The organism is Candidatus Electrothrix sp., from assembly GCF_052785085.1.
In genome coordinates this window covers 1-23,415 of sequence record NZ_JALAAI010000002.1, presented here as the reverse complement: position 1 = coordinate 23,415, position 23,415 = coordinate 1, and the positions used below count along the sequence as shown (strand labels likewise).

Below are 23,415 nucleotides of genomic sequence, written 5' to 3'. Positions count from 1 at the left end.
AAAGGGGAAAAACGGAGCTGTTGTCCTTGTGTGACAGGACGGGAAATGACGATGACGATGATGTTGTTGCTGAGTTTGACGAAATGAAGTAAGTTTTTTTTTGTAGGGACAGGTTTCTCCGCCTGCCCGATAATGTGTTTAAGAAAAAGGGCGAGTGGGGGATATAGGAGAATTTCTCAGAGGAAAACACAGTAGTTAATGCATGGTTCGCAATCTCAACTTGGTTTTCACGGCACATGGTCCATGGCGGTTGGCGGCATGATCGGCGGGGGTATTTTTTCAACCCTGGGCGTGGTTGTGGAAATAGCCGGTGTCTGGACATGGCTGAGTTTCGTTGTCGCCGGTCTCATTGCCCTGGCCACAGGATACAGTTATGTCAAGCTTGCCGAGCATTACGGCGAAGGAGGCGGGGCATTCACCTTTCTTCGCGAGATCAATGCACTGGGCATTGCAGGCAGCCTCTCATGGGTACTCATCACCGGCTATGTCCTGACAAATGCCGTTTATGCCTTCACCTTTGGACAATATCTCGGTCATGTGACAGGATTCGGCCCCTGGTTTCCCCGTGCAACCGGTATAGCGATCATGGCCCTGTTTATCGGTTTGAATCTCCGGGGAGTTGGTGAAGCTGGCAGTGTTGAGATGTTTCTTGTCTGGTTCAAACTGATTATTCTTGTGGGCCTGGCGGGCTGGGGACTTGCAGAATGGAATCCGGCCATGCTTTCCCGGGGAGTGCCGGACACGGGCTTTACTGCGGCCCTTTTCGGTGCGGCTTCAGTCTTTATGGCCTATGAAGGATTTCAATTATTAACCTATGATTATGAGGATATTGATACACCGCAAAAGACCCTCCCCCGTGCGGTTCTGTCAGCCATTGTCGTGGTGATCCTGGTCTATGTACTTGTCGCCCTTGGCACCGCCATGCTGATCGGAGCAGACCGGCTTGTAGAACACAAGGAAGTGGCGCTGGCGATTGCCGGACGCCAGGCCTTTGGAACAGTTGGTCTTATCATTGTTACTGTGGCAGCAGCCTTTTCAACAGGATCAGCCATTAACGCAACTCTGTTTGCCACAGCCCGCCTTGCCTGCAAGGTCTCGCAAGCCGGTGAGTTACCCGCAACACTGAATCACAAAAACCAAGCAGGGATACCGGATCATGCTGTTATCGGATTAGGAGCAGCCGCAGCTGTCCTTGCAGCCATAGGCTCGCTCACTGGCCTTGTCGAGGCTGCCAGTCTGACCTTTCTCTTTACCTTTGCAGTCGTATGCGGACTCGCCTTTATTCAGAAAACAGGTAGCCGGATCGTGACCGGGTTCGGTGCCGCAGCCGGAACACTTGCCACACTTGCTCTTATTTTTCGCTTGATGCAAAACGACCTGCCCGCCCTGCTCTTTCTTATTTTACTGGTGGTTATTACCCTGTTTGGACGGCCGCTTTTACTTGGTTACGCAGCAACAAAGAATCGTCGCAAATGACAAAGAAATAATTCAACGAACTATGGACTGAAAGTCCCTGTTTTGGCTAAAGTATTATCTCTCTGAATCGAATGCTATATTTTCACTTAACACCTTGTAAATAAATATGAATATTCTTATTTCCGGCGCATCCGGTTTAATTGGCACTGAGGTCGCTCGTTCGCTGGACGAACAAGGGCATAGAGTTCTTGCTTTGAACCGCAATGTCGAGCATGTTCCGTATTGGGATATTGAGCGAAAAATTGTTCAGCTGGGTGAAGACGACAGGATTGATGTGGTTATCCATCTTGCTGGTGAAAATGTGGCTCAGGGACGCTGGACAGCAGAGAAAAAAGAGCGGATTTTACGGAGCAGGGTCGAGGGGACCCGTCTGCTTGCGGATTTTTTTGCAGCAGCTGCTCATAAACCTCGCCTCATGATTTCAGCCTCTGCCATAGGGTTTTACGGAGAGCGAGGGGAAGAGAAACTGGATGAGCAGAGCAGGAAAGGAACTGGTTTTCTTGCTGATGTGAGTAATGCCTGGGAAGAAGCTGCGCAGCCTGCCCGAGAGGCTGGTATTCGAGTGGTGCATCCCCGTTTTGGCATGGTGCTCAGCCCGGAAGGAGGTGCCTTGGCCAGGATGCTTCCTCTTTTTAAGCTGGGCCTTGGTGGGCCTCTTGGCAATGGCAGGCAGTATATGAGCTGGATCAGTATCCATGATCTGGTGCAGGCCATTGCTCATATTATGGAGCAGGAGGAGCTGGATGGCGCAGTAAATTTTGTTACTCCTCATCCTGTCACCAATCGACAGTTCACCCGTGCTTTAGGCCGTGCCCTCTATCGACCAGCTTTTCTCCCTGTACCGAAATTCTTTTTATCCTTGTTCTTAGGGGAAATGGCGCACGAGTTGCTCTTTACCAGTGCTCGGGTGTTTCCGTGCAAGCTCCAGGAGTCAGGATATGTCTTTGCTGCCCCTGAGCTTTGCCTGGCTCTGCGAAGGCTGCTGGGCTAAATTCCGTCGGGGCAAATCTCTGTGTTTGCCCTATGCTATCGTTTTATATCGGACAGGCACGGGGACCTGTTCCTGCCTGTAATATCGGCCTATTCGAATTCAACCCCAGGACCATCGTCGGCAAAACTGGGGCGTTGTTCCGGGCTATAGACCAACCGACCTTTTTCCTGGAGGATTTCTTCAAAACGGATCACATCCTGTTCTGTTGTCAGTTCCTCCTGGTCAAGTTGCGTGAAGCGACATTCACAATGGATCAGTTGACCACCGCACCAGGGGCAGATTTCTACCGGGCAACCCAGCTCATGTTCTTCGTGAGTGATGGCATGGCAGGCCGGACAGGTATTGATGTCTGTCTGGACAGGCTCGTATAAGGGAAAATGAGCAATATTAATGGCCTGTTCACTGAAGTGTTCAGCAGAGGAAAAACCGAAAAAGTTCAGGAGATCTTTATCCAGATAACCTTCCTGCAAACTTCCGTGGAATTCAATGCCTTCACTGGAAATCAGGTAGAGGTACGCATCAACCGAGGCCACAGCAGCTAGGAGGAGGACACCTTCTTTTCTGCTTACAAGGCGTAATTCCTTTACCCAGTCCTCCTGGGCATCAGGTAAAAATTGGTAAAATTCATCAAGCACAGTGAGAGCAAAATGATCGTCACGAAAAATAACGAGAAGGTCTTGAGCCTCTGCTGTCTGGCTATCAGGTACAGCATATTGCATCAGTTCCCGGATACGCCTGCGTTTCTCTTGTAATTCATCCATAATAGTTTTCCTGTCAGCGTGTCCTGCTTATCTTCTTAATATCATACGAAAAAGTGTTCCGGGTGCGGTATACAGCTTGATTCTTTTCAGGAAGTGCTGTAAAATCTGTTCTATGCGACAGAGTAAACAGGTAACTGGCAAGCAGGATCTGGATATATACGTATGATGGTCCTCTCTGCTAACATAAAGAAAATATTTTTTTACATCTCTGTGCCAGATAACTCAAACCCTTTCGTGTTACCTGTTCGGCTCTCACAGTAATAGGTTCTTTTTTGATCGCCCGGATTACCCCCTCTTTGATTGTTCCGGATAGAGTTGTTCGGGATTTTGTTCCATATTATGTCACATATCAGTCACGTCTCAAGCGAGACAGGATTGTAACCGAACAAGGGGAAACTCGCATTATGTTTTCAATCTCCGACCGTGAATTGCATCCGCTGCTGTTGAGGTTGCGCACCAAACGGTGCATAACAAGGTAAACTACAACATAGAGGTATTTTATATTATGAATAACGAAAAGAGCGGCTCTGAAGCCATCCTTACTGTAGAGGGAAAAACATATTCCCTGCCAGTGGTTACTGGGACAGAGAATGATAAAGCTATAGATATTGGAACGCTGTTGCAGAAAACCGGTTATACAACTCTGGATACTGGCTACAAAAACACCGCTTCCTGTACCAGCGATATCACCTTTCTTAATGGATCAGAGGGGATTTTATCCTACCGGGGATATGGCATAGAGGAGCTTGCAGAAAAATGCGTTTTTATAGAGGTTGCCTATCTCTTGGTTCATGGCCATTTGCCAAATCCAGCAGAATATGAGAATTTTCGCCAGTTACTGAAACGTTTTGCTCTGATTCACGAGGATATGATCCATTTTTTTGATCATTTCCCACCTAATGCACCCCCTATGGCTATTCTCTCCGTGATGGTGAACAGCTTAAGCAGCTACTATCCAGAAATGAGCCTTGATCCGCTGAAAACCCTTGATACAGCAGCGGCTCGTCTGATTTCAAAGATACGCACTATTGCCGCTTTTACCTATAAGAAAAGTATGGGGCACCCTCTGGTCTACCCCCGGTCAGATTTGAATTATTGCGGTAATTTTTTGAACATGATGTTTGATAAGCCTGTCTATCCCTATACGGTTCGTCCAGAGGCTGTTGCGGCTTTGAATAAACTGCTTATTCTCCATGCTGATCATGAGCAGAACTGTTCGACATCAACTGTCCGTCTGGTGGGAAGTGCTGGCGTGAACCTGTATTCCTCCATTTCTGCTGGAATTAACGCTCTCTGGGGGCCCTTGCACGGTGGTGCCAATGAGGCCGTGGTTACCATGCTGGAAACCATCCATCAAGATAATGATAATTTTAAAAAGTATATTGAAAAGGCCAAGGATAAATCTGATCCGTTTCGCTTATCCGGTTTTGGTCATCGGGTTTACAAGACCTTTGATCCACGCGGAAAGATTATCAAAGAGGCCTGTGATGATCTTCTGGTGGCCCTTAATGTTTCTGATCCTCTGCTTGATATTGCCCGGCGTTTGGAAGAGATCGCTTTGAATGATGAGTATTTTATTGAGCGGAACCTCTTTCCAAATGTTGATTTTTACTCTGGTATTATCTACCGAGCCTTGGGCATTCCTACGAATATGTTTACGGTGATGTTTGCTCTGGGGCGTTTGCCTGGCTGGATTGCCCAATGGAAAGAACAGCAGGAAGACCCTGATAGCAAAATCGGTCGTCCGCGACAGGTATATATTGGGGAACCCTCACGTCCCTTTGTCCCTATGTCCAAACGATAAGATAGGGGAGCGAGAAAAAGTATGCGTCTTTTTGTAGCTCTTGATATGCCGGAATCAATACAGGAACGATTGAGGATGATTGCCTGTGGTCTTCCCGGAGCACACTGGGTCGCTCTGGAACAACTGCATTTGACCCTGCATTTTATTGGCGAGGTTGATGGGGCAATGATGCGGAATATCCAGGATGCCTTGGGAAAGTTATCCTGCCCTGCCTTGCAGCTTTGCCTGCAGGGCGTTGGATTGTTTCCGCTGCGTGGGAAAAGCCCCCATACGCTTTGGGTCGGTGTTGAAAAATCAGAGCAGCTGCTGACCCTTCACCGTCAGATAGGTTCTGCGCTGGTTCGTCAAGGATGTGCATTGGAGCAACGGAAATATGCCCCTCATATTACCTTGGCACGCCTGAAAAATACACCGAAAAAGCGATTAAATGAGTTTGTTGCCCGGCATATGTCGATGTATTTCCCAGATGTTCAGGTAAATCAATTTTCCTTGTACAGGAGTGTGCTTGGCCCCAAAGGGGCGAAACATTATGTTGAACAGGAATACATGCTGAGCCCTGCTTGATGTGTATGATGATGCGTAGCAGACTGATCATAAAAAAGGCCGGAAAAGAAAATATCTTTTCCGGCCTTGAATTGTTTTATTGGAGGCGACGAGCGGATTTGAACCGCTGAATAAAGGTTTTGCAGACCTCTGCCTTACCGCTTGGCTACGTCGCCTCATCTGCACTTTATGTGCAATGCGAACTTTTATACTATTACTGGATGATTTTGACAAGGGAAAAATGTTCTCTTTTGACCTTATCAGGCAGATCGTGTTCACACAGTAATGGTCGGATATGTTTTTTTTATTTGAAATAACGATAAGGTCAGCACTGAATTATTATTCAAAGAATCCAAAGAAAAAATGGCAACCACAATTGAAGTATTGCTTCTGGATCAGGCAGAACAGCTTGCAGAACTCCAGGAAAGATTGGGCTACACTTTTAGTAAAAAAGAATTATTGCTTTTGTCCATGACCCATAGCTCATTTGCCTTTGAGCGGTTAGAGAACAGTCAACATAATGAAACATTAGAGTTTCTTGGTGACGCAGTGCTGGACCTGACCATAGGTCATATGCTTTTTACCCGTTTTCCACAAAAACGTGAAGGCCAGCTGACCCGGATACGATCTGCTTTGGTGAATGAAACAGGGTTGGCTGGGGTTGCCCGGAGTTTTGAGCTGGGAAAATACCTACTTCTTGGACGCGGCGAGGACAGTTCTGGAGGCAGGGAGAAAAGTTCGATTCTTTCCTGTGCCTATGAGGCATTAATCGGAGCCATGTTTATGGATGCAGGTTATGAGGTGGTGTCGCAACACGTGGAGAAAGTTTTTACCCCCCTGATTGAGCAACAAGGGGAAAAGCTCATTCATGCAGATGCAAAGAGTCGTTTGCAGGAGCATCTTCAGGAAATGCATAATCAGGGGCCGCAATATTTCCTTGATCATGAGAAAGGGCCGGCACATGCCCGGATTTTTTCCGTATCAGCTCGGTTTCAGGAAAAAATTCTTGGCACTGGCCAGGCAGGCAGCAAAAAAGAGGCAGAACAGCGCGCAGCCCATGCAGCTTTGAAATTCCTCTTGGAAAAACAGAAAGCTACAAAAAAATAAATCGTTACTATATCGGGGGAATTTTATGAAATTGTATGTGATGTTCTGCTGGTTTGTGTTCTCAATAGTACTGTGGTGCGGAACCTCCCTTGGCGGTAATAATATCGAATTTTTGGATAAAGCGCTGATCCAAAAACTGAATCACGGTATTTATGAGGTTGTGACGCCAAAGCTGGAAGATGAGAAGATAACCTATGCCAGAAAGCTTCCCTTTGAAAAGCTTGATTATGTAGAAAGAGAGGAAAAATATCACAGCATAGGAACGGCATTTTTCATCAATGAAAAAGAATTGATGACAGCAGAGCATGTTTTTGATCTCAAGAGTTTTTCTTTGAAGAAAGAGTATTTTATCCGTGATGCGGAAGGAAAGGTGTATCCGGTCGGCAAAGTACATAAATGCTCGACCCGCCGCGACCTGCTGGTCCTGGATCTGCAGAAATATCCTGAGCACGTCATCCCGCTCAACATTAACCGGAAAGTTGAGATTGGTGATACCGTGTTTTCCGCAGGCAATGCGCTGGGAGAAGGGATATCGTATCGGGCCGGACAGGTGGCGTCATTCACACCTGAACGGATTTACGGAGAATGGCAGGATATCCGGTTCACCTCACCGGCATCTCCGGGCAACAGTGGTGGACCTTTGCTGAATACAGAAGGCGAAGTTGTTGGTGTGGTTGTCCAAAGAAGAAACTCAAGTGAAAATTACAATGTTGCTGTTCCGATCAGTGAGTTGGACAAGCTGGGGACTCAGGCTGAATTTCATGCCCGCAATGTCAGTGTTGTTATTGAAGGCACGTCGGAATCTCTTATCCGGGATTGGGCATATCAGGTGCCTTTGCCAGCAACCCTTGAGGAATTGACGCAGAAGGCGCAGAAATCTCTGGGTGAATTTTATCGGGAACTGAGAAAGCAACTCACTGAAAAAGTAAAGGAGAAAAACTTTCCTCGTAGCCAACGGTTTCGTTTCTATTTGAGGAATCAACCGGTTATTCAGGGGTTTGCTTCAATTCAGCCTGATGTTACTTTTCGGAAATGGACAGCTCGTTCTCAGCATCTGACAAAAGAGCCTCTGGCTGAAAAGCAGAGCGTTTTTCATGCTCAGACGCAATATTTTGATATGCAGGCTATTATTGAAAAACCGGTGAATGTTGAGCTGAAGTCCTTTTTGGACTCCCCAAGAATGATTCTGGAAACCTTATTGGCCGCAACTCCCTATTTTCGCCAGATGGGAACGGATAAGGTACGCCTGACCGGTCTGGGTGAACCTGTGGAAACAGAGGCATGGCAGGATAATTTAGGCCGGAAATGGAGGTCCTCGCTTTGGTATGTTCCGTATATTGATTATTTTATCTACATGCATTGTCTTCCTTACCCCAACGGAGCGATCTGTAATCTTCTGGACGACTCCACAAGCCTTCTTGGGCTGGATCATTTTGCCAGTGTTCAGGAAGGCGCTGATGAGTTGGTTGTTGGCTATGAAGGTAGTCTTGGGGATTGGGAAGAATTCCTTTCTTTGGGAGAGAAATATCTGCCGTCCTTTTTTGATCAGGCTGAAATCATCGGAAAGAAAAGGCGGGCTGAGATTCGTCTGAAAGATTTCCAAATGAATTTTGACCATCCTGAAATAGCAGAAGATACAAGTTTACGTCTTCATCTTGGCTATGCCAATAACCAACTCCTTAGTGAAGATTTGGTTATGCTTACCTTGTTTCCGGTAAAGGGACGTCCGCTTTCTTATACTGTGCGACCATATTATGAGCCAAGTCCATTCAGCTCTGATGCTTACAGAGGAATATGGGAAGAAGTTATTTCTGGAACAGGTGATTTTTCCGGGGAAAAAACAGCTCAGGGAAACCGGCTTGTTGTGCAGCGGTCAGCTTTACAGACGGAGAAAACAATTACAGATCCAGATGGTGAAAAGATACAAAAGATTTTCACGGTCGGTTGTACCTATAAGGCTTCCATAGCTGAAGAAAAAGATGTGGAACAGGATTGTGAACGGTTTTTTCAAAGTATTCAGTTCACAGATACATAATTCAGAAGGAGGAGCATTATGAAGTTTTTTGCAACATTTTGTTGTACAATACTTTCCCTGCTGTTGTTCTGCAGGGAAGGGGCTGTTGCTAATAATATTGAGTTTCTGGAGAAAGATCTTCTTCAGGAACTTAATCACGGTATTTATGAGGTGGTGACGCCGAAACTGGAAGATGACAGGATAACCTATGCCAGAAAACTTCCTTTTGAGAAGTTGCCTTATGCAAGAAGGACTGAAAAGTATCATAGTATAGGAACGGCATTTTTCATCAGTGAAAAGGAGTTGATGACCGCAGAGCACGTTTTTGACCTGACTCATTTCTCTCTGCACAAAGACTTTTTTATCCGTGATAACAAGGGTGAAATCTATCCGGTCAATAAAATCCTGAAGTGCTCCTCCAAAAGGGATATGGTGGTGTTTGACCTGAAAGAATACCCGGAAAAGGTCACTCCACTCCATTTTAATCGTCAGGTTGAGGTCGGCGATACTGTCTTTTCCGCAGGCAATACGCTGGGAGAAGGCATAGCCTATCGGGCAGGTCAGGTGGCCTCGTTCACCCCTGAATGGTTTTATGGAGAATGGGAAGATATTCGTTTTTCATCCCCGTCATCTCCGGGAAACAGCGGCGGACCGTTGCTGAATACGACAGGAGAGGTCATTGGAGTGATAGTTAAAGGTAACCTGAGTGAAAATTATAATGTCGCGGTACCGATCAGTGAAGCGGATAATCTTGGTGACAAGGGGGAATTTCACCAACGCAATGTCATGCTGGGGATTTCGGGGAGTTCCGCTACAATCAGCAAAGATTGGTCCTATACAGCCTCTTTGCCTGCAACAATTCCCGAGCTTGCCGGGCAGGCCCATGATGCTTTGCGATCTTTTTACAGGACGCTGCGCAAGGATCTGAAAGAGCAGGTCAAAGAGAAGAATTTTCCTGCCGGAGAACGGTTTCGCTATTACCTGAGAAGGCAACCCATTATTGACGGCCTTGCTCAAGTACGCCCTGATATTAATTTTCGAAAATGGACAGCAGAGCAAGTGAACCTGGAAAAAGAACCGCTTAAGGAAGGGCAGAATGTGTATCATGGTCCCTTAGATCCTTCAATGGATCGTTTTCGTCGCGCTGATTATTTTGATATGCTGGTGGTCGCAGAGAAACCTCCAGAAAGCGATCTCAAGACCTTTCTGGATTCTCCGACCATGCTTCTTGAGACCGTGTTCAGTGCGGTTCCCTATTTTCGCTATGTCGGCAGAGAGAGGGTACAGGTTAACGGCTTGGGTGAGCCGGAAAAAACAGAGCATTGGCGTGATGGACTGGGCAGGCAATGGACTTCTTCGCTCTGGTATATTCCTTATAATGATGACTTGCTGTATAGCAGCTGTCTTCCTTCACCCAAAGGGGCTGTCTGTATTATTACGAGCAGGCGCGCGAGTCTTCTTACACGCGATTATATTGCTGCTTCCCATGAATCATGTAACGAATTAGTTGTTGGTTATGAAGGGAGCATTGATGATTGGGAAGAGTATCTCGCCCTTGGAGAAAAGTATCTGCCAGCTTATTTTCAGGGGGCTGAGATCAGCCATAAACAAGGGCGAACAAAAATTCACCTGCAAGATTTTCAGATTGATTTAAAGCAGCCTGATATTACCGGCGAATCTAATATGCGTCTGCATCTTGGATATGCCAATGATCAGCTCCTTGCCGAGGATCTGATTATGTTTTCCTTGTTTCCTGAAAAAGGAAGTTCATCGTATTATAGTATTGAATCGTTTTTTGAACCTGGCCCCTTTGATTCTGAGCACTATATCAGAACATGGAAAGAGAGTATCACTGGTACGGGTGAGTTTTCCGGGAAGAAGATTGCCCAAGGAAACCGATTCGTTGTGCAGCGGCCAGCGTTGCAAACGAAAAAAACAATTACAGCTCCTGGGGGTGAAAATATACAAAATATCTTCACAGTGGGCTGCACTTATAAAGCTTCCACAGCTGAAGAAAAAGATGTGGAACAGGATTGTACACGGTTTTTTCAGAGTGTGGAATTCACTGAGCAGGGATCCTGATATGAACGCCTATTCCTTGCTCCCGGATGTGAATGAAATTCTTGCCGTGCTGATCAGGATCCTGGAACGCAATGAATCCGATTCTGAACAGCTTGGCTGAGATGGGATCTCTTCTGGTCATTCCGATTTTTATTCCCCATGAGGGTTGCCCGCATTGTTGTGTCTTTTGTAATCAACGCAGGATTAGTGGGGTTACTGAAAAGCAGGTAAGCGGTGCAGATGTTCAGGATACTGTCCAGACATGGCTTGAAAGAAAGGGGCCAAAGAAACGCAAGGTCCAGGTTGCTTTCTATGGTGGCAGTTTTACCGGTTTACCCCAGACCCGCCAGCAGGAACTGCTGGGTGCGGTTGCGCCTTTTCTTGAGCAGGGCAGGGTACACAGTCTTCGTTTATCCACCCGGCCTGACTATATTGATCAGCAACGAGTGGCCTTGCTCCGCCAATACCAGGTCTCTACGGTAGAGCTGGGTGTGCAGTCCATGAATGATCAAGTGTTGGATCTGGCCCGGCGTGGACATACAGCTGCTGATGTAGAGCGGGCAATTCCTCTGCTCAGACAGGCAAGTATGGAAATCGGTGTCCAGTTGCTGCTGGGCTTGCCAGCTGATACTCGCACATCTTTGCGCAGGACCGTTGAACGCGTCATTGTGCTACAACCTGATTTTGTCCGTATCTATCCTCTCCTGGTGGTGCGGAACAGTGAGCTGGCTGATCAATACAGCCGGGGAGAATATACGCCACTCAGTTTAGATAAGGCTGTGGTTTTAGCGGCCTGGATGAAGGCACGTTTTGACAGGGCTGGTATCCGGGTGGTGCGCATGGGCTTACAGGCCGGGCCTGAACTTGAATCTTCGTTGCTGGCTGGTCCCTGGCATCCTGCCTTTGGTGAATTGGTGGCCTCCCGCCTGATGCTGCGTAAAACAAGACATCTCCTTGCTCAAGCCCCTTCTGAAGGATTGATTCAGGTCTGTATCAACCAACGGGACCAATCGGTCTTTCGTGGAATGAAGTCTGCCAATGTCAAACGACTGCAAGAGCTTGGGCTTTGGCAGCGTATTCAGCTGAGTACGGAATCTGGTTTAGAGCGTGGTACAGTGAGTTTGTTTTCTCTGACATAGTATCCAACCGGCATGGGGAACCTCCTGATAAGGAATGATTATTCTTTATGGAAAGAGATGAATATAGACATTGATCAATTCGAGTTTTTGGAGAATCAAAAGGGTACCCTTCTATATACTAAAAGGTCTCCCTTTTGAGATGTAAAACCCTCCCTTCTATATATCAAAAGGGAGGGTTTTTGATAGGGAAAACCTATGCCTTTTGATAGACAAAACCCAGGCCTTTTGAATGGCAAAGCCTATGCCTTTTGATAGGCAAAACCTACGCCTTTTGGAAGGCAAAACCTCTGCTGTTTGTTAGTTCACAGGTTGCGGGCGTGCAGAACGAACCCCGACATGTCCGACTCGCCTCTTGATTGTTGGGGTTCGTGCCTCAGCCCAATCTACCGGGCTACAACAACAGCATCTTCAGGATCATGACGATATACGGCCTACCGTACTCATAGGCACCGATATCGACCTGTTTATCCCGTATATAACCGCGCTGATCCGTTGTCAGGGCACCTGCACTTGATCCCGCATTGATGGCAGGGCTTCCCTGGGCAAGAGCGACCGTCATGGTGGGGCCGCCGTTGTCTGCCAGAGCCTGTACCAGGGGATCGGCGATGAGCACTGAGGGTGTGACCTTACAGTCATCAGGACTGTTGCTCTGATTGAAGCGCTCCTGTGGATATTGCAGATTGCCGCCCATGTCCAGGTCAGCTGCCCGGTTCATCTGATAGCAGGCCCAGTCCCGTTCTGATGCGTTATGGTCAAACAGGTTGTTCTGCAGGGCCACCGTGGCATTGTTGCTTGCTTGAATGCCTGCTCCATGAAACCAGGCATAATTCTCCACAAAGGTCGAATTGGTGACGCTCGCTTCCCCCTGTGCGAGCACGAGGCCGCCGCCCATGCCAAGGGAGCTATGGCTCGTCCGGTTCCCGGAAAAGGTGGAGTTCGTCACCTTGATCTGTCCCAGGGCCGAGACCCAGACGCCTCCCCCCCTGCCTCCAAGCGGTATTCTGGCTGAATGTACATTCCAGGATCTCTGCGTTCAGCTCGTTCGCGCCCCCGTCCAGGTCATCTTCAATATGATAGATGGCCCCGCCATGCCCCTCTGTTGCGCTGGCCCCTGATACACTGTTCTTCACGAACTGCGACTTCTCGTAGCTGGCCTTTATTCCCTTGTTGTCTGAGACCGTCACCTTAAGCGCGCCGCCGCCACGGACTGCGGTGTTGCCCTCAAAAACAGAGCCGCAGACGGAGACCCGTTTATTGGAATCAGGGTTGTACGTGTTGGTCACGCCGTCCAGGTGAACGGCACCTCCATGGCCCCTGACAACGCCGCCTGTCGATGTATCCACTGCGTCGTTGCCAGTAAAGCTGGAATTGAACACCAAGAGCCCGGTGGCGATGCCGCCGAAAGCCCCGCCGTTTCCGGCCTGATTGTTTGCAAAGGTTGATCCTGTTATGATCGTCTCGTAGCAGTTGGCGGCAAAGATTGCTCCGCCCTGGTTATCTGCGGTGTCGGTGTCAGTGGTGGCGTTATTTGCAAAGGTGGAATTGATGATGTAGAGGCTCGTTCCCGGATGCCCCACGTTGACTGCTCCTCCTGAATGCACCCCGGTACTGCCGCCGCTCGGAGCTTTGCCGTTGATCAGACGGATGTTTTGTAGGGTGATCGATATCGTGGAAGCAGGATCGTGCCAATCTTTTTTCAGGATGCGCGTCTGTCCCTGGCCGTCCAGGGTGACCAGACCCTTTCCGTCCAGCACGGTATCATGCGCTGTGCTGAGGACAAGCTCTGTACTGATCGGGATGGTGACAGGTTTGGTAGCAGCAAAGGTGATATGTCCGCCCGTATTGAGTGCTGCCTGCAGGGCTGTCTGGGTGAATTCGCTGACAACGGTGGGGTTGGAAAGGCTGACCGGATCGACAGGTGCAGGGCAGACTTCCAGCCCACTGCCGAAGCCGAGTACCTGAACCGGTGCCGTGAGCAGCAGGAGCAGTGTAAGGATAATCGTCTGTTCTGTCTTCATGTACTGGTTCCTCCTCATTGAGCAAGTGATCAATCGTGGTCACGATGAATTCGCCTTCTTACCTGTTTTTGCCATAATCCGTCGGCGTATACCGTACCGTGCCCATGCAATGCCTCATTATACCTGCAAGCTGTACATTCCCTCAACCTGTAGGTGCAAAAAATCTTTCGGCCGTACCATATCTCCTCGTTCATCCGACCCGGAAAAGGAGCATCGCCAAAGGAATAAAAGAGTACACGAGCATCTTTCCCCTTGATTTTCACAGCCTGACTTTCTAAGGTGATGCTCTGGATACAAGAGCATTTGCACACCTGAGAGAGCATACCATGATCATAAGCTTTTCGCTTGAAAACTGGATGTCCTTCCGCGACCCGGTCTCCTTTTCGATGCTTGCAACAGAGGAGCGTCGGCATGGCGGACGTCTTGCCAGACTCAACACGTACCGGACAAAGGTTCTGCCCATTGCAGCAATCTATGGCGGTAATGCCTCCGGCAAGAGCAACTTATTTAAGGCCCTGAACTTTGCCAAATCCTTGGTTGTCAATATTACGCAGCTTGACGAAGCCATTCCGGTTGAGACCTTTTGTCTGGATGCGGACAGAACAGCGCAACCTGCCCGATTCGCCTTTGAATTGCTGATTGATGAGGTCATCTATGATTTCAGCTTTGCTGTGACCAGAACTGCTGTTGTGGAAGAGCAGCTTGTGAAGATTACAGGCGAGCAGGAGGAAGTTCTTTACAGCAGACCGGGAAGACCACCCGAAGACCCGTCGCTTCAGGTCGTGTTTGACGGCACCAGAGATAACCAGCTCTTTCTCACCAACTCTGTTTCACAGAAGGTCAACGCCTTCAGGCCGGTGTATGATTGGTTTAAGGATACGCTCAAACTCGTCTCGCCTGATTCTTCTCCCGACCTCTTTCCCGTTGTTGAGGATGGTTCCTTATCCCAAACTATGAATGAGCTGCTGCAACAGCTGGACACGGGTATAGTGCATATGTCAGGAGAAGAAGTCCCACTCGAACATATCTCATTCTCATTACCGGAGACACTGAAGCGCGAGATACAAAAAAATCTGAAAGAAGGTGCAACTGCTACTGTTCGGGATCCATTGAGCCAGACGGGTGGCTTGACAATACTTTTCGTTACCCGGAAAGGAGAAAAGCTGATTGCGAAGAAACTGATGACCTCTCATCGAAAAACAGACGGCACAGAGGCAAAGTTTGAGATGCATCAGGAGTCGGATGGTACTTTGCGGGTTATCGAACTCTTGCCTGTCTTTCTTGATCTTTCCGGTAAGACTTCAAACCGGGTATATGTGATAGATGAAATTGACCGCAGCCTGCATACCCTGCTGACCCGAAGACTGCTTGAAGGCTATCTTGCTGGCTGCTCGGCAAAGACCCGCTCACAGCTCTTGCTGACCACCCATGATCTGCTGCTCATGGAGAAAGAACTTCTGCGACATGATGAAATGTGGGTGACGGAACGGGATGCTACAGGTGCGTCAACACTCTTTTCTTTTAGTGAGTATAAGGATGCTGCTCAAGATAAAGATATTCGGAAAAGCTATCTTCAGGGACGGCTGGGCGGTATACCGCATATTCTGCTGAACAGTCCTTTGCAGCACTCCGAGACTGAGGAGGGGGAGTAATGGCCCGCAAAGTGCGCAGGTTTGTCCGGCGGACCGGGCGGCGGTCGTATCGTAAACTGTTCCTCATTGCTGCGGAAGGAGCAAAGACGGAACCGCAGTATTTCTCTCTGTTCAACAGCCGGGATGCAACGGTTCGGGTAAACTGCCTGAAATGCGGCCATGACAGTGCGCCGCCTCAAGTTCTGAAGCGTATGACCACCTGGCTGAAAAAGAACAGCTTAAAGGATTCAGACGAGGCATGGCTGGTTGTTGATAAAGATCAGTGGACGGATGCGCAACTGAGGGAGCTGCTCACTTGGTCGCAGACTAAAAAGAATTACGGTTTCGCTCTCAGTAATCCCAAGTTTGAATACTGGCTGCTCCTGCATTTTGAAGACGGTAAAAGTATAGATACCTCGCGTAAATGTTCAGAGCGGTTGAGACAGTATCTCAAGAACTACGACAAAGGGATTGATCTGCGAAAATTTACCTGGGACAGTATCAGCAAGGCTGTCCACCAAGCCAAACTGCGTGATACTCCACCATGCAAAGATTGGCCCAAGAATACCGGTACAACAGTGTACAGATTGGTTGAGAAATTCATCTTATCGGAAGCCGGTTGCCGCTGAGGCCCCAGCCTCCCTTGCCTCCTCAATCAACCGCGCCCCCTTTCTCCATCTTCACCCACGGCAGCACCGAGACCTTGTGTGCTTTCAGCTCATCCAGCGAATAAAAGGTACCACGCCAGTCAATACCGCCCTCAATCAGGGTGGACAGCACAGCGTGCCAGATAATATAGAGCTTGATATACGGCGTAACAGGAAACCAGGGCAGGCAGCGAAGATCTGTCTGAAAGGCTCGTGCTCCCAAGGCCAGGGCCAGGAGGTTTGCACCAACAATGGTACCGCAGAGGAGGCGAGCAAGGCCGTCCGCCAGCAGCAGGCCCCAGAGCGGCAGGATATGCACAGAGACAAGTGCCGCAGTTGCTGCAAGCAGCAAAGAGAAACGGTAGTCCAGCAGGGCAAAGGCGTTCTTGCGCAGGCCGCGCACCATCTCCCCAACAGAACCATACCATTCCACACTGACAAAGCTACTTCCATTGAGACAGTCGCATCGGCCTCTGCTTTCTTTGGCCAGACGTCCCAGCAGCACATCATCCACCGGGCAGAGCCGAATAGGACGGTGACCGCCAAAGCTGTGATAAAAGCTCTTCCGTATCATGTTAAAACCGCCTGCCCCGATAAAGGAGCGGGAGTCTGGCTTGCTGACCAGCCAAGGTTTAAGCATGGTGAAACCACCGGAAAGGCTGTCTGCAATCAACAGAGAGAGCAAACGGCTCGGAGCAGTCATACGGAAAAGAAGACAGAGATGATCCAACTTATGGGTCTCCATCTTTGCCACGGCACGGTGGATGGTTTCTGGAGCAAAGTGGACATCAGCATCTGTAAAGAGCAGGAACTCGCCCCTGGCCTGGGCAGCCCCCTGGTGCAAGGCATGGTTCTTGCCCAGCCAGCCTGCAGGTAGCTCCGTAATATGAACCACCCGCAGGCGGGGATGCTTGCCTGCCATGCGGTCAAGGATCTGCGGTGTGGCATCAATGGACCGGTCGTTGAGAACAATGATTTCCAGATTGGGGTAATTAAGGGACAAGAGAGAAGTTAAGGCAGCCTCAATGCCCTGCTCCTCATTACAGGCCGGGATAATAACAGAGACTAAAGGCAATGCAGCTGTTTCCAGAGGTGGGACATGATCCAGTTGCTCTATGTGGTGATGGGCATGAAAGTAGTCCCGCAGTGTAAACAGGGCAATAACAAGGATACAGAACAGGAACAGGGTAAATAATGACATGGTTTTTCTCTTGGGTTGCTTTTCAATAGTGTCACGGCACAGAACCTCACAGTCTTCATAGCTCATGCAGGGATCGTTCAGTGCCTCCAGCCGCACCTTGGGCCCTGTAATCCCCCATCATACCCCTAATCTGCACATTCCCGCAATCCGTAGAAACGAAATTCTTTCGCCCTTACCATGTCTCCTCGGTCATCCGATACGGAAAGGGAGCATCGCTCGAAGGAAAGAAAAAGCATCGGGCGAGGGAATCGGAAAGCATCGCTCGAAGGAAAGAAAAAGCATCGGGCGAGGGAATCAGAAAGCATCGCTCGAAGGAAAGGAAAAGCATCGGGCGAGGGAATCAGAAAACATCGCTCGAAGGAAAGGAAGAACATCGGGCGAGGGAATCAGAAAGTGATCCTGTGTGAACTGTGTCTTGCTCCTTGCCCCTGAACACCTCGCAATAAATCACGGGGCTATTATCGGTTGTCCTTCCGGGACAAGAAGCAAGCCATCAAAGAGGGCGCGCATACAGATACCGATGTTTCAACATCGGAAAGAGTGGCCTACCGACACGCCAACATCTGCTCATTCAGCCGTTCCGCCTGAAGACAAAAGGCCTCCATCCGGGCCTCAATGAGCTGAGGAAAGGGATTCCCATCCGTCTCAATACAGATAAAAGGCAGTTTACGATCCTTCTCCAGAAGAGGTCCCCAGTGGGTTTCCCCGCCCTTGAGTTGGGCAAGCTTCTCCGTGGTAGTGAACTTTTCGTTCAGCACTGCTTCTGCCACACGGGAAGGCATGCAGCCAAAAGGCCCGATAGAGATAATCCCGCAGGAGGGATGGAGGATCTCGTGTATGGCTGAGCCTACCGTGACAATGGTTTCCACGGTGAAATAGGGTGAAACATATTTGCCACCTGCCTCCATGACCGGCTCAATGGGCGCATTGCCATCATAAAAGAATAACCCGGACGGACCAAGCCGCTTACGGATAGCATGATTAAAGTAGCGCTTCACCTGCTCCCGGATTGCAAAACCCTTGGTCCGTTCGCCTTCAATATCATGTTTGATCAGCCAGTCAATGAACTTGATGTATTCGCTGATCATGGCAGTACGGACAATGAAGCCCCGGTCTGCCAGCCGTTCAATCATGTTCTGCAAGGAGATAGGGTCATGACGTACATACATTTCCCCCACCAGAGAGATCTTGGGAATCTGCTCATAGGGCATCTTTAAAGGAATCCGGGCTAAGCGGGCCGCAGATTTGGAGAGCTGGGGAGCAATGATGGGCCAGCGTCGGTGCATGAGCGCTCTGATCTTTTCGAATTCCTCATGAAAGACCTGCAAGCCAGCCTCGCGATCCTTGGCCCCGGCCAGCACGGTGGACCACATTTCATCAAAAAGATCACCGATTACCACAGCCCGCCAGGCAGCCCGCAGGAAGTTGTCCCCCAGGTTACAATAGCCGTTCATGGAGGTTGGGGTGAGTATAGCCACATCCTTAATCTTCTGCCGTTCAAGCATCCGCTTGGTGTAGACATGGTACTGACCCAGGCGGCAAGGACCGTCAGAGCTGGCCATATAATAGACCAGGATCTCCCCATCCTTGCGTTGTTTAATCCTGTTGAGCAGCGATCCCAAGGTGGTTTGCAAGGGCAGGCATTCCTTACACGAGGCATTGCCCCGTCCGAGTTTGAGGACTTCCTCGTCAGCAGGCTGAAGGATTTCAGTACGAATACCGATCCTGCCAAAGGCCGCTGCCAACAAGGGGGTGACATAACGACTCATGGCAGGAATGAGCAGGCATACTTTGGAATCAGTAAGGGGAACCCAGTTATTATCCGACGTCCGCACTCCAGTCACCCTGTTGTGTTCCTCAAGTTGGGCAGAATGAAAGAGCTCTTTGTTTTGTGGAAGAGTGGGATCTTTTTTCTGAATCTCCCGATAATAGTGGATAATGTCGAGGAAGGCCTCAATTCGGGTCTCCAGGCCGGCATCCGCAGTATGGCTGTCCAGTTCCAGGGTCAGTGAGGGCTTGCGACCCATGACATCCCGGAAAAAGCTGACCAGAAAGGAGTCTGGCCCACAGGAAAAATTGGTAATATAAGTACTAAAGAGCTGGGGATGGCGCTCAGCAAAGCGTGCACCTTTGAGGATGATCTGGCCCATTGCCCAGTACATGTTTTCGTCATCAGCCAGTTGTTCCTCCCAGTAGGGGAGCATGTCAAAGGGGATCACAGCAATGCCACGACTGGCAAACTTGGCAGGAATCCCTTTATTCGCCACAGAGGCAAAGGCATTATAGGGGCGGCCAAAAACCACGGTGCCGAATTTTTCCGGGTCTGCTTCAAGCTCTGTTAAGGCCTGTTTCCCCATTTCCCGAATGTCCTGAGTAAAGGATTTCTGGGCCGCATCAGCAGCCTTCAGTGCCGCTGCGACCTTGTTTGAATCAACACCCAGCTTTTGGGCCAGTTTCTGGAATGCCGCAGTGTCTGCTGTATTGCCCTTGGAAAAATCAATGACCTGGGAGATTACCTGCTGCTCATCAGCCAGGGCAGGAAAGGCGGTGCGGAGATAATAGGGCTCGCCCTGAACCAGCACGCAGGTGCAGGAGGTTATATCTGGTTCCCCCATATCCAGCCCCCGAAGATGGGGCAAAAAGATATAATCTGGTTTTTCTGCCACCATGGTTGCGGCGTAATTATGAGCGATCTCTACAGGGTAACAAAAGGCTGCCCCCTGTTGATCCATACCCTTGGGATCTTCCTTGGAAGGCAGGGTGAGACGAAACCCCAGGTCTGCAAAAAAGGCATTGAAAAAGGGAAAGTAGGTGTTCAGGAGAAAAGAGCGGTTCATGCCCACAGTGGGCCGGGTATCCTCTGGATCATTGGGTGCCAGATCCCGAAAGACCCGCTGCTCTCTCTTGATGACCAGATTCAGATCTTCAGTCTTGACCTTGCGGTTATGGATCAGGTTGTCGTAGCGATTGCAGATGCCGCCAAAGGGGTAGACCTTGTCCTTGATCTTGATCCGGGAGATCTCACAGCCCCGGTCGCAGTCCTTGCCACCGCCGCATATAAAGGGTTTGCCGTATTCCACCTGCCGGGCAATCAGTTCCTGGAGATCGTATTCCTGGACCTTGAGCAGGTCCTGCTCCATACGTCGTTCCACCTCTAATGCTACCCCAAAGGCCCCCATGAGTCCGGCTTCCGCAGGGACCACCACTTGTTTGCCAGTCAGCCCGGCCATAGCCGCTGGCACGGCCTTATTATAGCAGACTCCGCCCTGGACAAAGACTTTCTTGCCCACTGGTCGGTTGCCCTTGACCCGGTTATTATAATTCATACCAATGGAGTAGACCAGGCCAGCAACGATGTCCTCTAAGGGCACGTTTTCCTGGACCGAACGTTTGATGTCTGAGCCAATAAAGGCGGCGCATTGATCGCTGAAGTTAGGCGGAGCCGTGGCCCGAAAAGCAGTCTCACCGATTTCGGTCACGTCAAGGCCCAGGCTCTCCTTGGCCGCCTCTTCAAGAAAGGAGCCAGTGCCAGCACTACAGGCCTCGTTCATCGCATAATCGCTGGGCACACCATTGGTGATATAGGTATACTTGGCATCCTGGCCCCCGATCTCGAAGATGGTATCCACTTCCGGGTCAAAATGCACTGCCGCAGTGGCATGGGCCACGATTTCGTTGATCACGCCGTCAGTCAGGGCATGGAGACCAGCGATCTGGCGGCCGGACCCGGTGACGCCCAGGCCCTCAATGCTGATCGGCACTTTGACCTGATCTGCCAGACTTTGGTAGACATTTTTTGAGGCCCCAATGGGATCGCCGTTGGTACGCAGGTATTCAGCAGCGATAATGGCCTTATCACTGCGTCGCATGAGTACGCCCTTGGTGGTGGTGGAGCCGACATCCAGACCAAGGATCACCTTATCGCCTTCTTCAGCTGCACTGCGTTCCTGATGCTTATAATCCACCAGATGCTGACATTCAGAGAGTGGTGGCAGGGTGGCCAGACCAGCCTGTTGGTCAGTAAAAATGGCGTCCAGGGAGGTAAATGGTTGGGTTTGATTGCTCAGTGCCCAGAGGGCTGCGCCCACGGCCTCAAAGGCGGCAGCCTCTTTAGGGATATAGAGATCGGGGATGGCCTCTTGCAGGTAGTGGACCATTGCCTGATTGCCCACACAGCCGCCCACCAGCATGACAGCATCCTTGGGCAGCTTCTTAAGCAACTCCATGACCTTGCCGGACATCATCCGGGACAGACCCGCAACCACTTGCTCCTTGGGAATCCCTTTATTCAGGGCATGTGTGCAGTCACTTTTGCAAAAGACCGAACAGCGGCCTGAGACCTTATAGGGTTTTTCCGGCATCTCCATCTTTCCGGCCTCGTCCAAATTCATTGACATCCTGCCCAGCTGCTGGAGAAAGAATTCACCGGTTCCAGAGGCGCATTTATTGCCGGTATGGATTTCATTGACCTTGCCGTCCTCGTCCAGATGATAAACCATGGTGGTCTCTCCACCGGCACTGATCACCACCCGGTAGGGATGATCCGGCGGCAGAAGAAACGAAGTCGCCAACTCCACAGCTTCGGGTTCAGCAATACCGGAGAAGTTGAGCATATTTCTGAATTTACGTCCAGTGGCTGCGATCTTGTATCCCTGGAGATCGTCGATCTGCTCCAACATCTCCCGCAACACCTTTCTCGGGTTGCCGTCATGGGCCTGGGATTGAGAAAAGAGAAGTTTCCTGTCCAAAGACTGTTGTTCAATTCCTGTTAAAGAGATGCTGGAGGCGCCCGCACAAATACCAAGAGATTTCATAATTTTTTTTGTATGTAAGCTTTGTTTTTTGAGTGATGGCTTGTTAATTTTTCCAGATAGACAGGGCGTGGCCATAGACCTGGGATCGAGGCAAATCCAGATCCTTGGCAATGATCCGGGCCGCATCTTTGAGAGAGGTTTTTTCTGTATCCCGGTACCAGAGAATCAATTCGTCCAGATTATCCGGTTGTTCTTCCTTGCGCTCTGGTTGGCCGCTGATAATCAAAACCAATTCACCCCGTACCTTGCCTTGAGTATGTTCAATAAGGATGGAAAGGGGACCGGAAAGATGTTCTTCGTGAAGTTTGGTCAGTTCCCGAAAGAGCTGAGCCTGCCGGTCGCCGAAAACTTCAAGGCAATCCTGCAAGGTTGCCTGGACACGATGGGGAGCCTCGTAAAAAATTAAAGGACAGTTGAGACCCTTGAGTGCTTTGAGCTGTTTCACCCGTTCTCCTGTTTTGGCTGCTGGAAATCCACCAAAATAAAAGCCTGCACCTTGGTGGCCGGAAGCAGAAAGGGCGGTTGCCAGGGCTGAGGGGCCAGGCACCGGGATAACCGAAAGCCCTTGTTCACGCGCCCCACGAACCAGAACCGCTCCAGGGTCAGAGATCCCTGGAGTACCTGCATCAGAGACCAGAGCAATATCCAGCCCTTCAGAGAGTTTTTTGAGCAAATAGACGGTTTTTTGCTGTTCATTTTCTTTATGACAGCTGGTAAGGTCAGCTTTAATACCCAGATGGGCCAGTAACCTGCCTGTATGGCGGGTATCTTCGCAGGCAATGAGATCTACAGTCGCAAGGACATCCTGCATGCGTTGACTGATATCAGTAAGATTGCCAATAGGGGTTGCCACTATATAGAGCGAGCCTGTATTGTCTGTATTTTTTGGGGTGTGCATAATAAATAACAGGTGGGGGTGCAGAATAGGTAATGTCTTTTCAGAATAATAAAATTACTTGTACCTTATTCAGCGTATTCTTTCAGCCCCTTTCAGGGAAGATGAGAAAAAAGTTCATTTTGGCGGGCGGAAATGGTACTCTAAAGGTGTACTTCTTATAATCATATATATTACTATATGAAACAGGCCCCTGACAGCCTTTTTCTGCTAGCTGGTTAATCTTTTAATTTTACACCAGAAAAAAATGGACATTTGAGATTTTTCTGGTATTAATGTAATAAAAAACGATTTGTCATTGGTAACCAAGGGA

At 49.5% G+C, this 23,415-nt stretch carries 16 protein-coding genes and 1 tRNA gene; 10 read left to right on the top strand and 7 right to left on the bottom strand.

What is annotated here, in order from left to right:
* The first annotated feature begins 198 nt into the window (after positions 1-198).
* Both L2082_RS00505 and L2082_RS00500 read left to right on the top strand, forming a co-directional pair.
* Complete coding sequence (locus L2082_RS00505) at positions 199-1,476, top strand: APC family permease (RefSeq protein WP_446009161.1); 1,278 nt, start codon at positions 199-201, stop codon at positions 1,474-1,476.
* A gap of 106 nt (positions 1,477-1,582) precedes the next feature.
* Positions 1,583-2,467, top strand: coding sequence for a TIGR01777 family oxidoreductase (locus tag L2082_RS00500; RefSeq protein WP_446009160.1), 885 nt, complete (start codon positions 1,583-1,585; stop codon positions 2,465-2,467).
* 89 nt (positions 2,468-2,556) lie between these two features.
* Here the strand turns inward: L2082_RS00500 and L2082_RS00495 are convergent, their stop codons facing one another.
* Positions 2,557-3,228 (bottom strand): hypothetical protein, encoded by a 672-nt coding sequence (locus L2082_RS00495; protein WP_446009159.1) that lies wholly within the window; start codon positions 3,226-3,228, stop codon positions 2,557-2,559.
* 505 nt (positions 3,229-3,733) lie between these two features.
* On the opposite strand from L2082_RS00495, the gene L2082_RS00490 reads away from it, so the two are divergent.
* Both L2082_RS00490 and thpR read left to right on the top strand, forming a co-directional pair.
* Positions 3,734-5,032 carry a citrate synthase gene (locus L2082_RS00490; RefSeq protein WP_446009158.1) on the top strand — a complete coding sequence of 433 codons (1,299 nt, stop codon included), beginning with the start codon at positions 3,734-3,736 and terminating at the stop codon, positions 5,030-5,032.
* A gap of 21 nt (positions 5,033-5,053) precedes the next feature.
* Positions 5,054-5,596 (top strand): RNA 2',3'-cyclic phosphodiesterase, encoded by a 543-nt coding sequence (gene thpR, locus L2082_RS00485; protein WP_446009157.1) that lies wholly within the window; start codon positions 5,054-5,056, stop codon positions 5,594-5,596.
* An 80-nt stretch (positions 5,597-5,676) separates the two neighbouring features.
* On the opposite strand, the gene L2082_RS00480 is transcribed toward thpR, so the two are convergent.
* A tRNA-Cys gene (locus L2082_RS00480) sits at positions 5,677-5,751 on the bottom strand.
* Positions 5,752-5,938: 187 nt separating this feature from the next.
* Here L2082_RS00480 and rnc point away from each other — a divergent pair.
* The 4 genes from rnc to L2082_RS00460 all read left to right on the top strand — a co-directional run bounded on the left by rnc (position 5,939) and on the right by L2082_RS00460 (position 11,896).
* Entirely contained in the window at positions 5,939-6,682 is a 744-nt protein-coding gene (gene rnc / locus L2082_RS00475; protein WP_446011342.1) for a ribonuclease III, read from the top strand.
* 25 nt (positions 6,683-6,707) lie between these two features.
* Complete coding sequence (locus L2082_RS00470) at positions 6,708-8,717, top strand: S1 family peptidase (RefSeq protein ID WP_446008798.1); 2,010 nt, start codon at positions 6,708-6,710, stop codon at positions 8,715-8,717.
* Between the two features lie 18 nt (positions 8,718-8,735).
* Positions 8,736-10,778, top strand: a complete 2,043-nt coding sequence (locus tag L2082_RS00465; protein ID WP_446008797.1) for a S1 family peptidase — start codon at positions 8,736-8,738, stop codon at positions 10,776-10,778.
* A 71-nt stretch (positions 10,779-10,849) separates the two neighbouring features.
* Positions 10,850-11,896, top strand: coding sequence for an elongator complex protein 3 (locus tag L2082_RS00460; protein WP_446008796.1), 1,047 nt, complete (start codon positions 10,850-10,852; stop codon positions 11,894-11,896).
* 391 nt (positions 11,897-12,287) lie between these two features.
* On the opposite strand, the gene L2082_RS00455 is transcribed toward L2082_RS00460, so the two are convergent.
* The gene (locus L2082_RS00455; protein WP_446008795.1) at positions 12,288-12,839 is read right to left on the bottom strand and encodes a choice-of-anchor Q domain-containing protein; all 552 of its coding nucleotides are present in this window, start codon (positions 12,837-12,839) and stop codon (positions 12,288-12,290) included.
* Complete coding sequence (locus L2082_RS00450) at positions 12,799-13,932, bottom strand: hypothetical protein (RefSeq protein WP_446008794.1); 1,134 nt, start codon at positions 13,930-13,932, stop codon at positions 12,799-12,801. The genes L2082_RS00455 and L2082_RS00450 overlap by 41 nt, the downstream gene beginning before the upstream one ends.
* A gap of 308 nt (positions 13,933-14,240) precedes the next feature.
* On the opposite strand from L2082_RS00450, the gene L2082_RS00445 reads away from it, so the two are divergent.
* Both L2082_RS00445 and L2082_RS00440 read left to right on the top strand, forming a co-directional pair.
* Positions 14,241-15,566 (top strand): AAA family ATPase, encoded by a 1,326-nt coding sequence (locus tag L2082_RS00445; protein ID WP_446008793.1) that lies wholly within the window; start codon positions 14,241-14,243, stop codon positions 15,564-15,566.
* Positions 15,566-16,174 carry an RloB family protein gene (locus L2082_RS00440; RefSeq protein ID WP_446008792.1) on the top strand — a complete coding sequence of 203 codons (609 nt, stop codon included), beginning with the start codon at positions 15,566-15,568 and terminating at the stop codon, positions 16,172-16,174. The genes L2082_RS00445 and L2082_RS00440 overlap by 1 nt, the downstream gene beginning before the upstream one ends.
* 22 nt (positions 16,175-16,196) lie before the next feature.
* Here L2082_RS00440 and L2082_RS00435 read toward each other — a convergent pair whose 3' ends face one another.
* The 3 genes from L2082_RS00435 to rsmI all read right to left on the bottom strand — a co-directional run bounded on the left by L2082_RS00435 (position 16,197) and on the right by rsmI (position 23,105).
* Positions 16,197-17,459 (bottom strand): glycosyltransferase, encoded by a 1,263-nt coding sequence (locus L2082_RS00435; RefSeq protein WP_446008791.1) that lies wholly within the window; start codon positions 17,457-17,459, stop codon positions 16,197-16,199.
* Positions 17,460-17,938: 479 nt separating this feature from the next.
* Positions 17,939-22,141 (bottom strand): acyl-CoA dehydratase activase, encoded by a 4,203-nt coding sequence (locus L2082_RS00430; protein ID WP_446008790.1) that lies wholly within the window; start codon positions 22,139-22,141, stop codon positions 17,939-17,941.
* Positions 22,142-22,250: 109 nt separating this feature from the next.
* Positions 22,251-23,105 (bottom strand): 16S rRNA (cytidine(1402)-2'-O)-methyltransferase, encoded by an 855-nt coding sequence (gene rsmI, locus L2082_RS00425; protein WP_446008789.1) that lies wholly within the window; start codon positions 23,103-23,105, stop codon positions 22,251-22,253.
* Positions 23,106-23,415 lie beyond the last annotated feature (310 nt).

What these genes read in the sequence shown, in the direction of transcription:
- L2082_RS00465 (WP_446008797.1), top strand. Translation starts at nt 8,736, where the DNA reads ATGAAGTTTTTTGCAACATTTTGTTGTACAATACTTTCCCTGCTGTTG.
- L2082_RS00445 (WP_446008793.1), top strand. Translation starts at nt 14,241, where the DNA reads ATGATCATAAGCTTTTCGCTTGAAAACTGGATGTCCTTCCGCGACCCG.
- rsmI (WP_446008789.1), bottom strand. Translation starts at nt 23,105, where the DNA reads ATGCACACCCCAAAAAATACAGACAATACAGGCTCGCTCTATATAGTG.
- L2082_RS00470 (WP_446008798.1), top strand. Translation starts at nt 6,708, where the DNA reads ATGAAATTGTATGTGATGTTCTGCTGGTTTGTGTTCTCAATAGTACTG.
- rnc (WP_446011342.1), top strand. Translation starts at nt 5,939, where the DNA reads ATGGCAACCACAATTGAAGTATTGCTTCTGGATCAGGCAGAACAGCTT.
- L2082_RS00490 (WP_446009158.1), top strand. Translation starts at nt 3,734, where the DNA reads ATGAATAACGAAAAGAGCGGCTCTGAAGCCATCCTTACTGTAGAGGGA.
- L2082_RS00440 (WP_446008792.1), top strand. Translation starts at nt 15,566, where the DNA reads ATGGCCCGCAAAGTGCGCAGGTTTGTCCGGCGGACCGGGCGGCGGTCG.
- thpR (WP_446009157.1), top strand. Translation starts at nt 5,054, where the DNA reads ATGCGTCTTTTTGTAGCTCTTGATATGCCGGAATCAATACAGGAACGA.
- L2082_RS00460 (WP_446008796.1), top strand. Translation starts at nt 10,850, where the DNA reads ATGAATCCGATTCTGAACAGCTTGGCTGAGATGGGATCTCTTCTGGTC.
- L2082_RS00505 (WP_446009161.1), top strand. Translation starts at nt 199, where the DNA reads ATGCATGGTTCGCAATCTCAACTTGGTTTTCACGGCACATGGTCCATG.
- L2082_RS00495 (WP_446009159.1), bottom strand. Translation starts at nt 3,228, where the DNA reads ATGGATGAATTACAAGAGAAACGCAGGCGTATCCGGGAACTGATGCAA.
- L2082_RS00450 (WP_446008794.1), bottom strand. Translation starts at nt 13,932, where the DNA reads ATGAGGAGGAACCAGTACATGAAGACAGAACAGACGATTATCCTTACA.
- L2082_RS00435 (WP_446008791.1), bottom strand. Translation starts at nt 17,459, where the DNA reads ATGAGCTATGAAGACTGTGAGGTTCTGTGCCGTGACACTATTGAAAAG.
- L2082_RS00500 (WP_446009160.1), top strand. Translation starts at nt 1,583, where the DNA reads ATGAATATTCTTATTTCCGGCGCATCCGGTTTAATTGGCACTGAGGTC.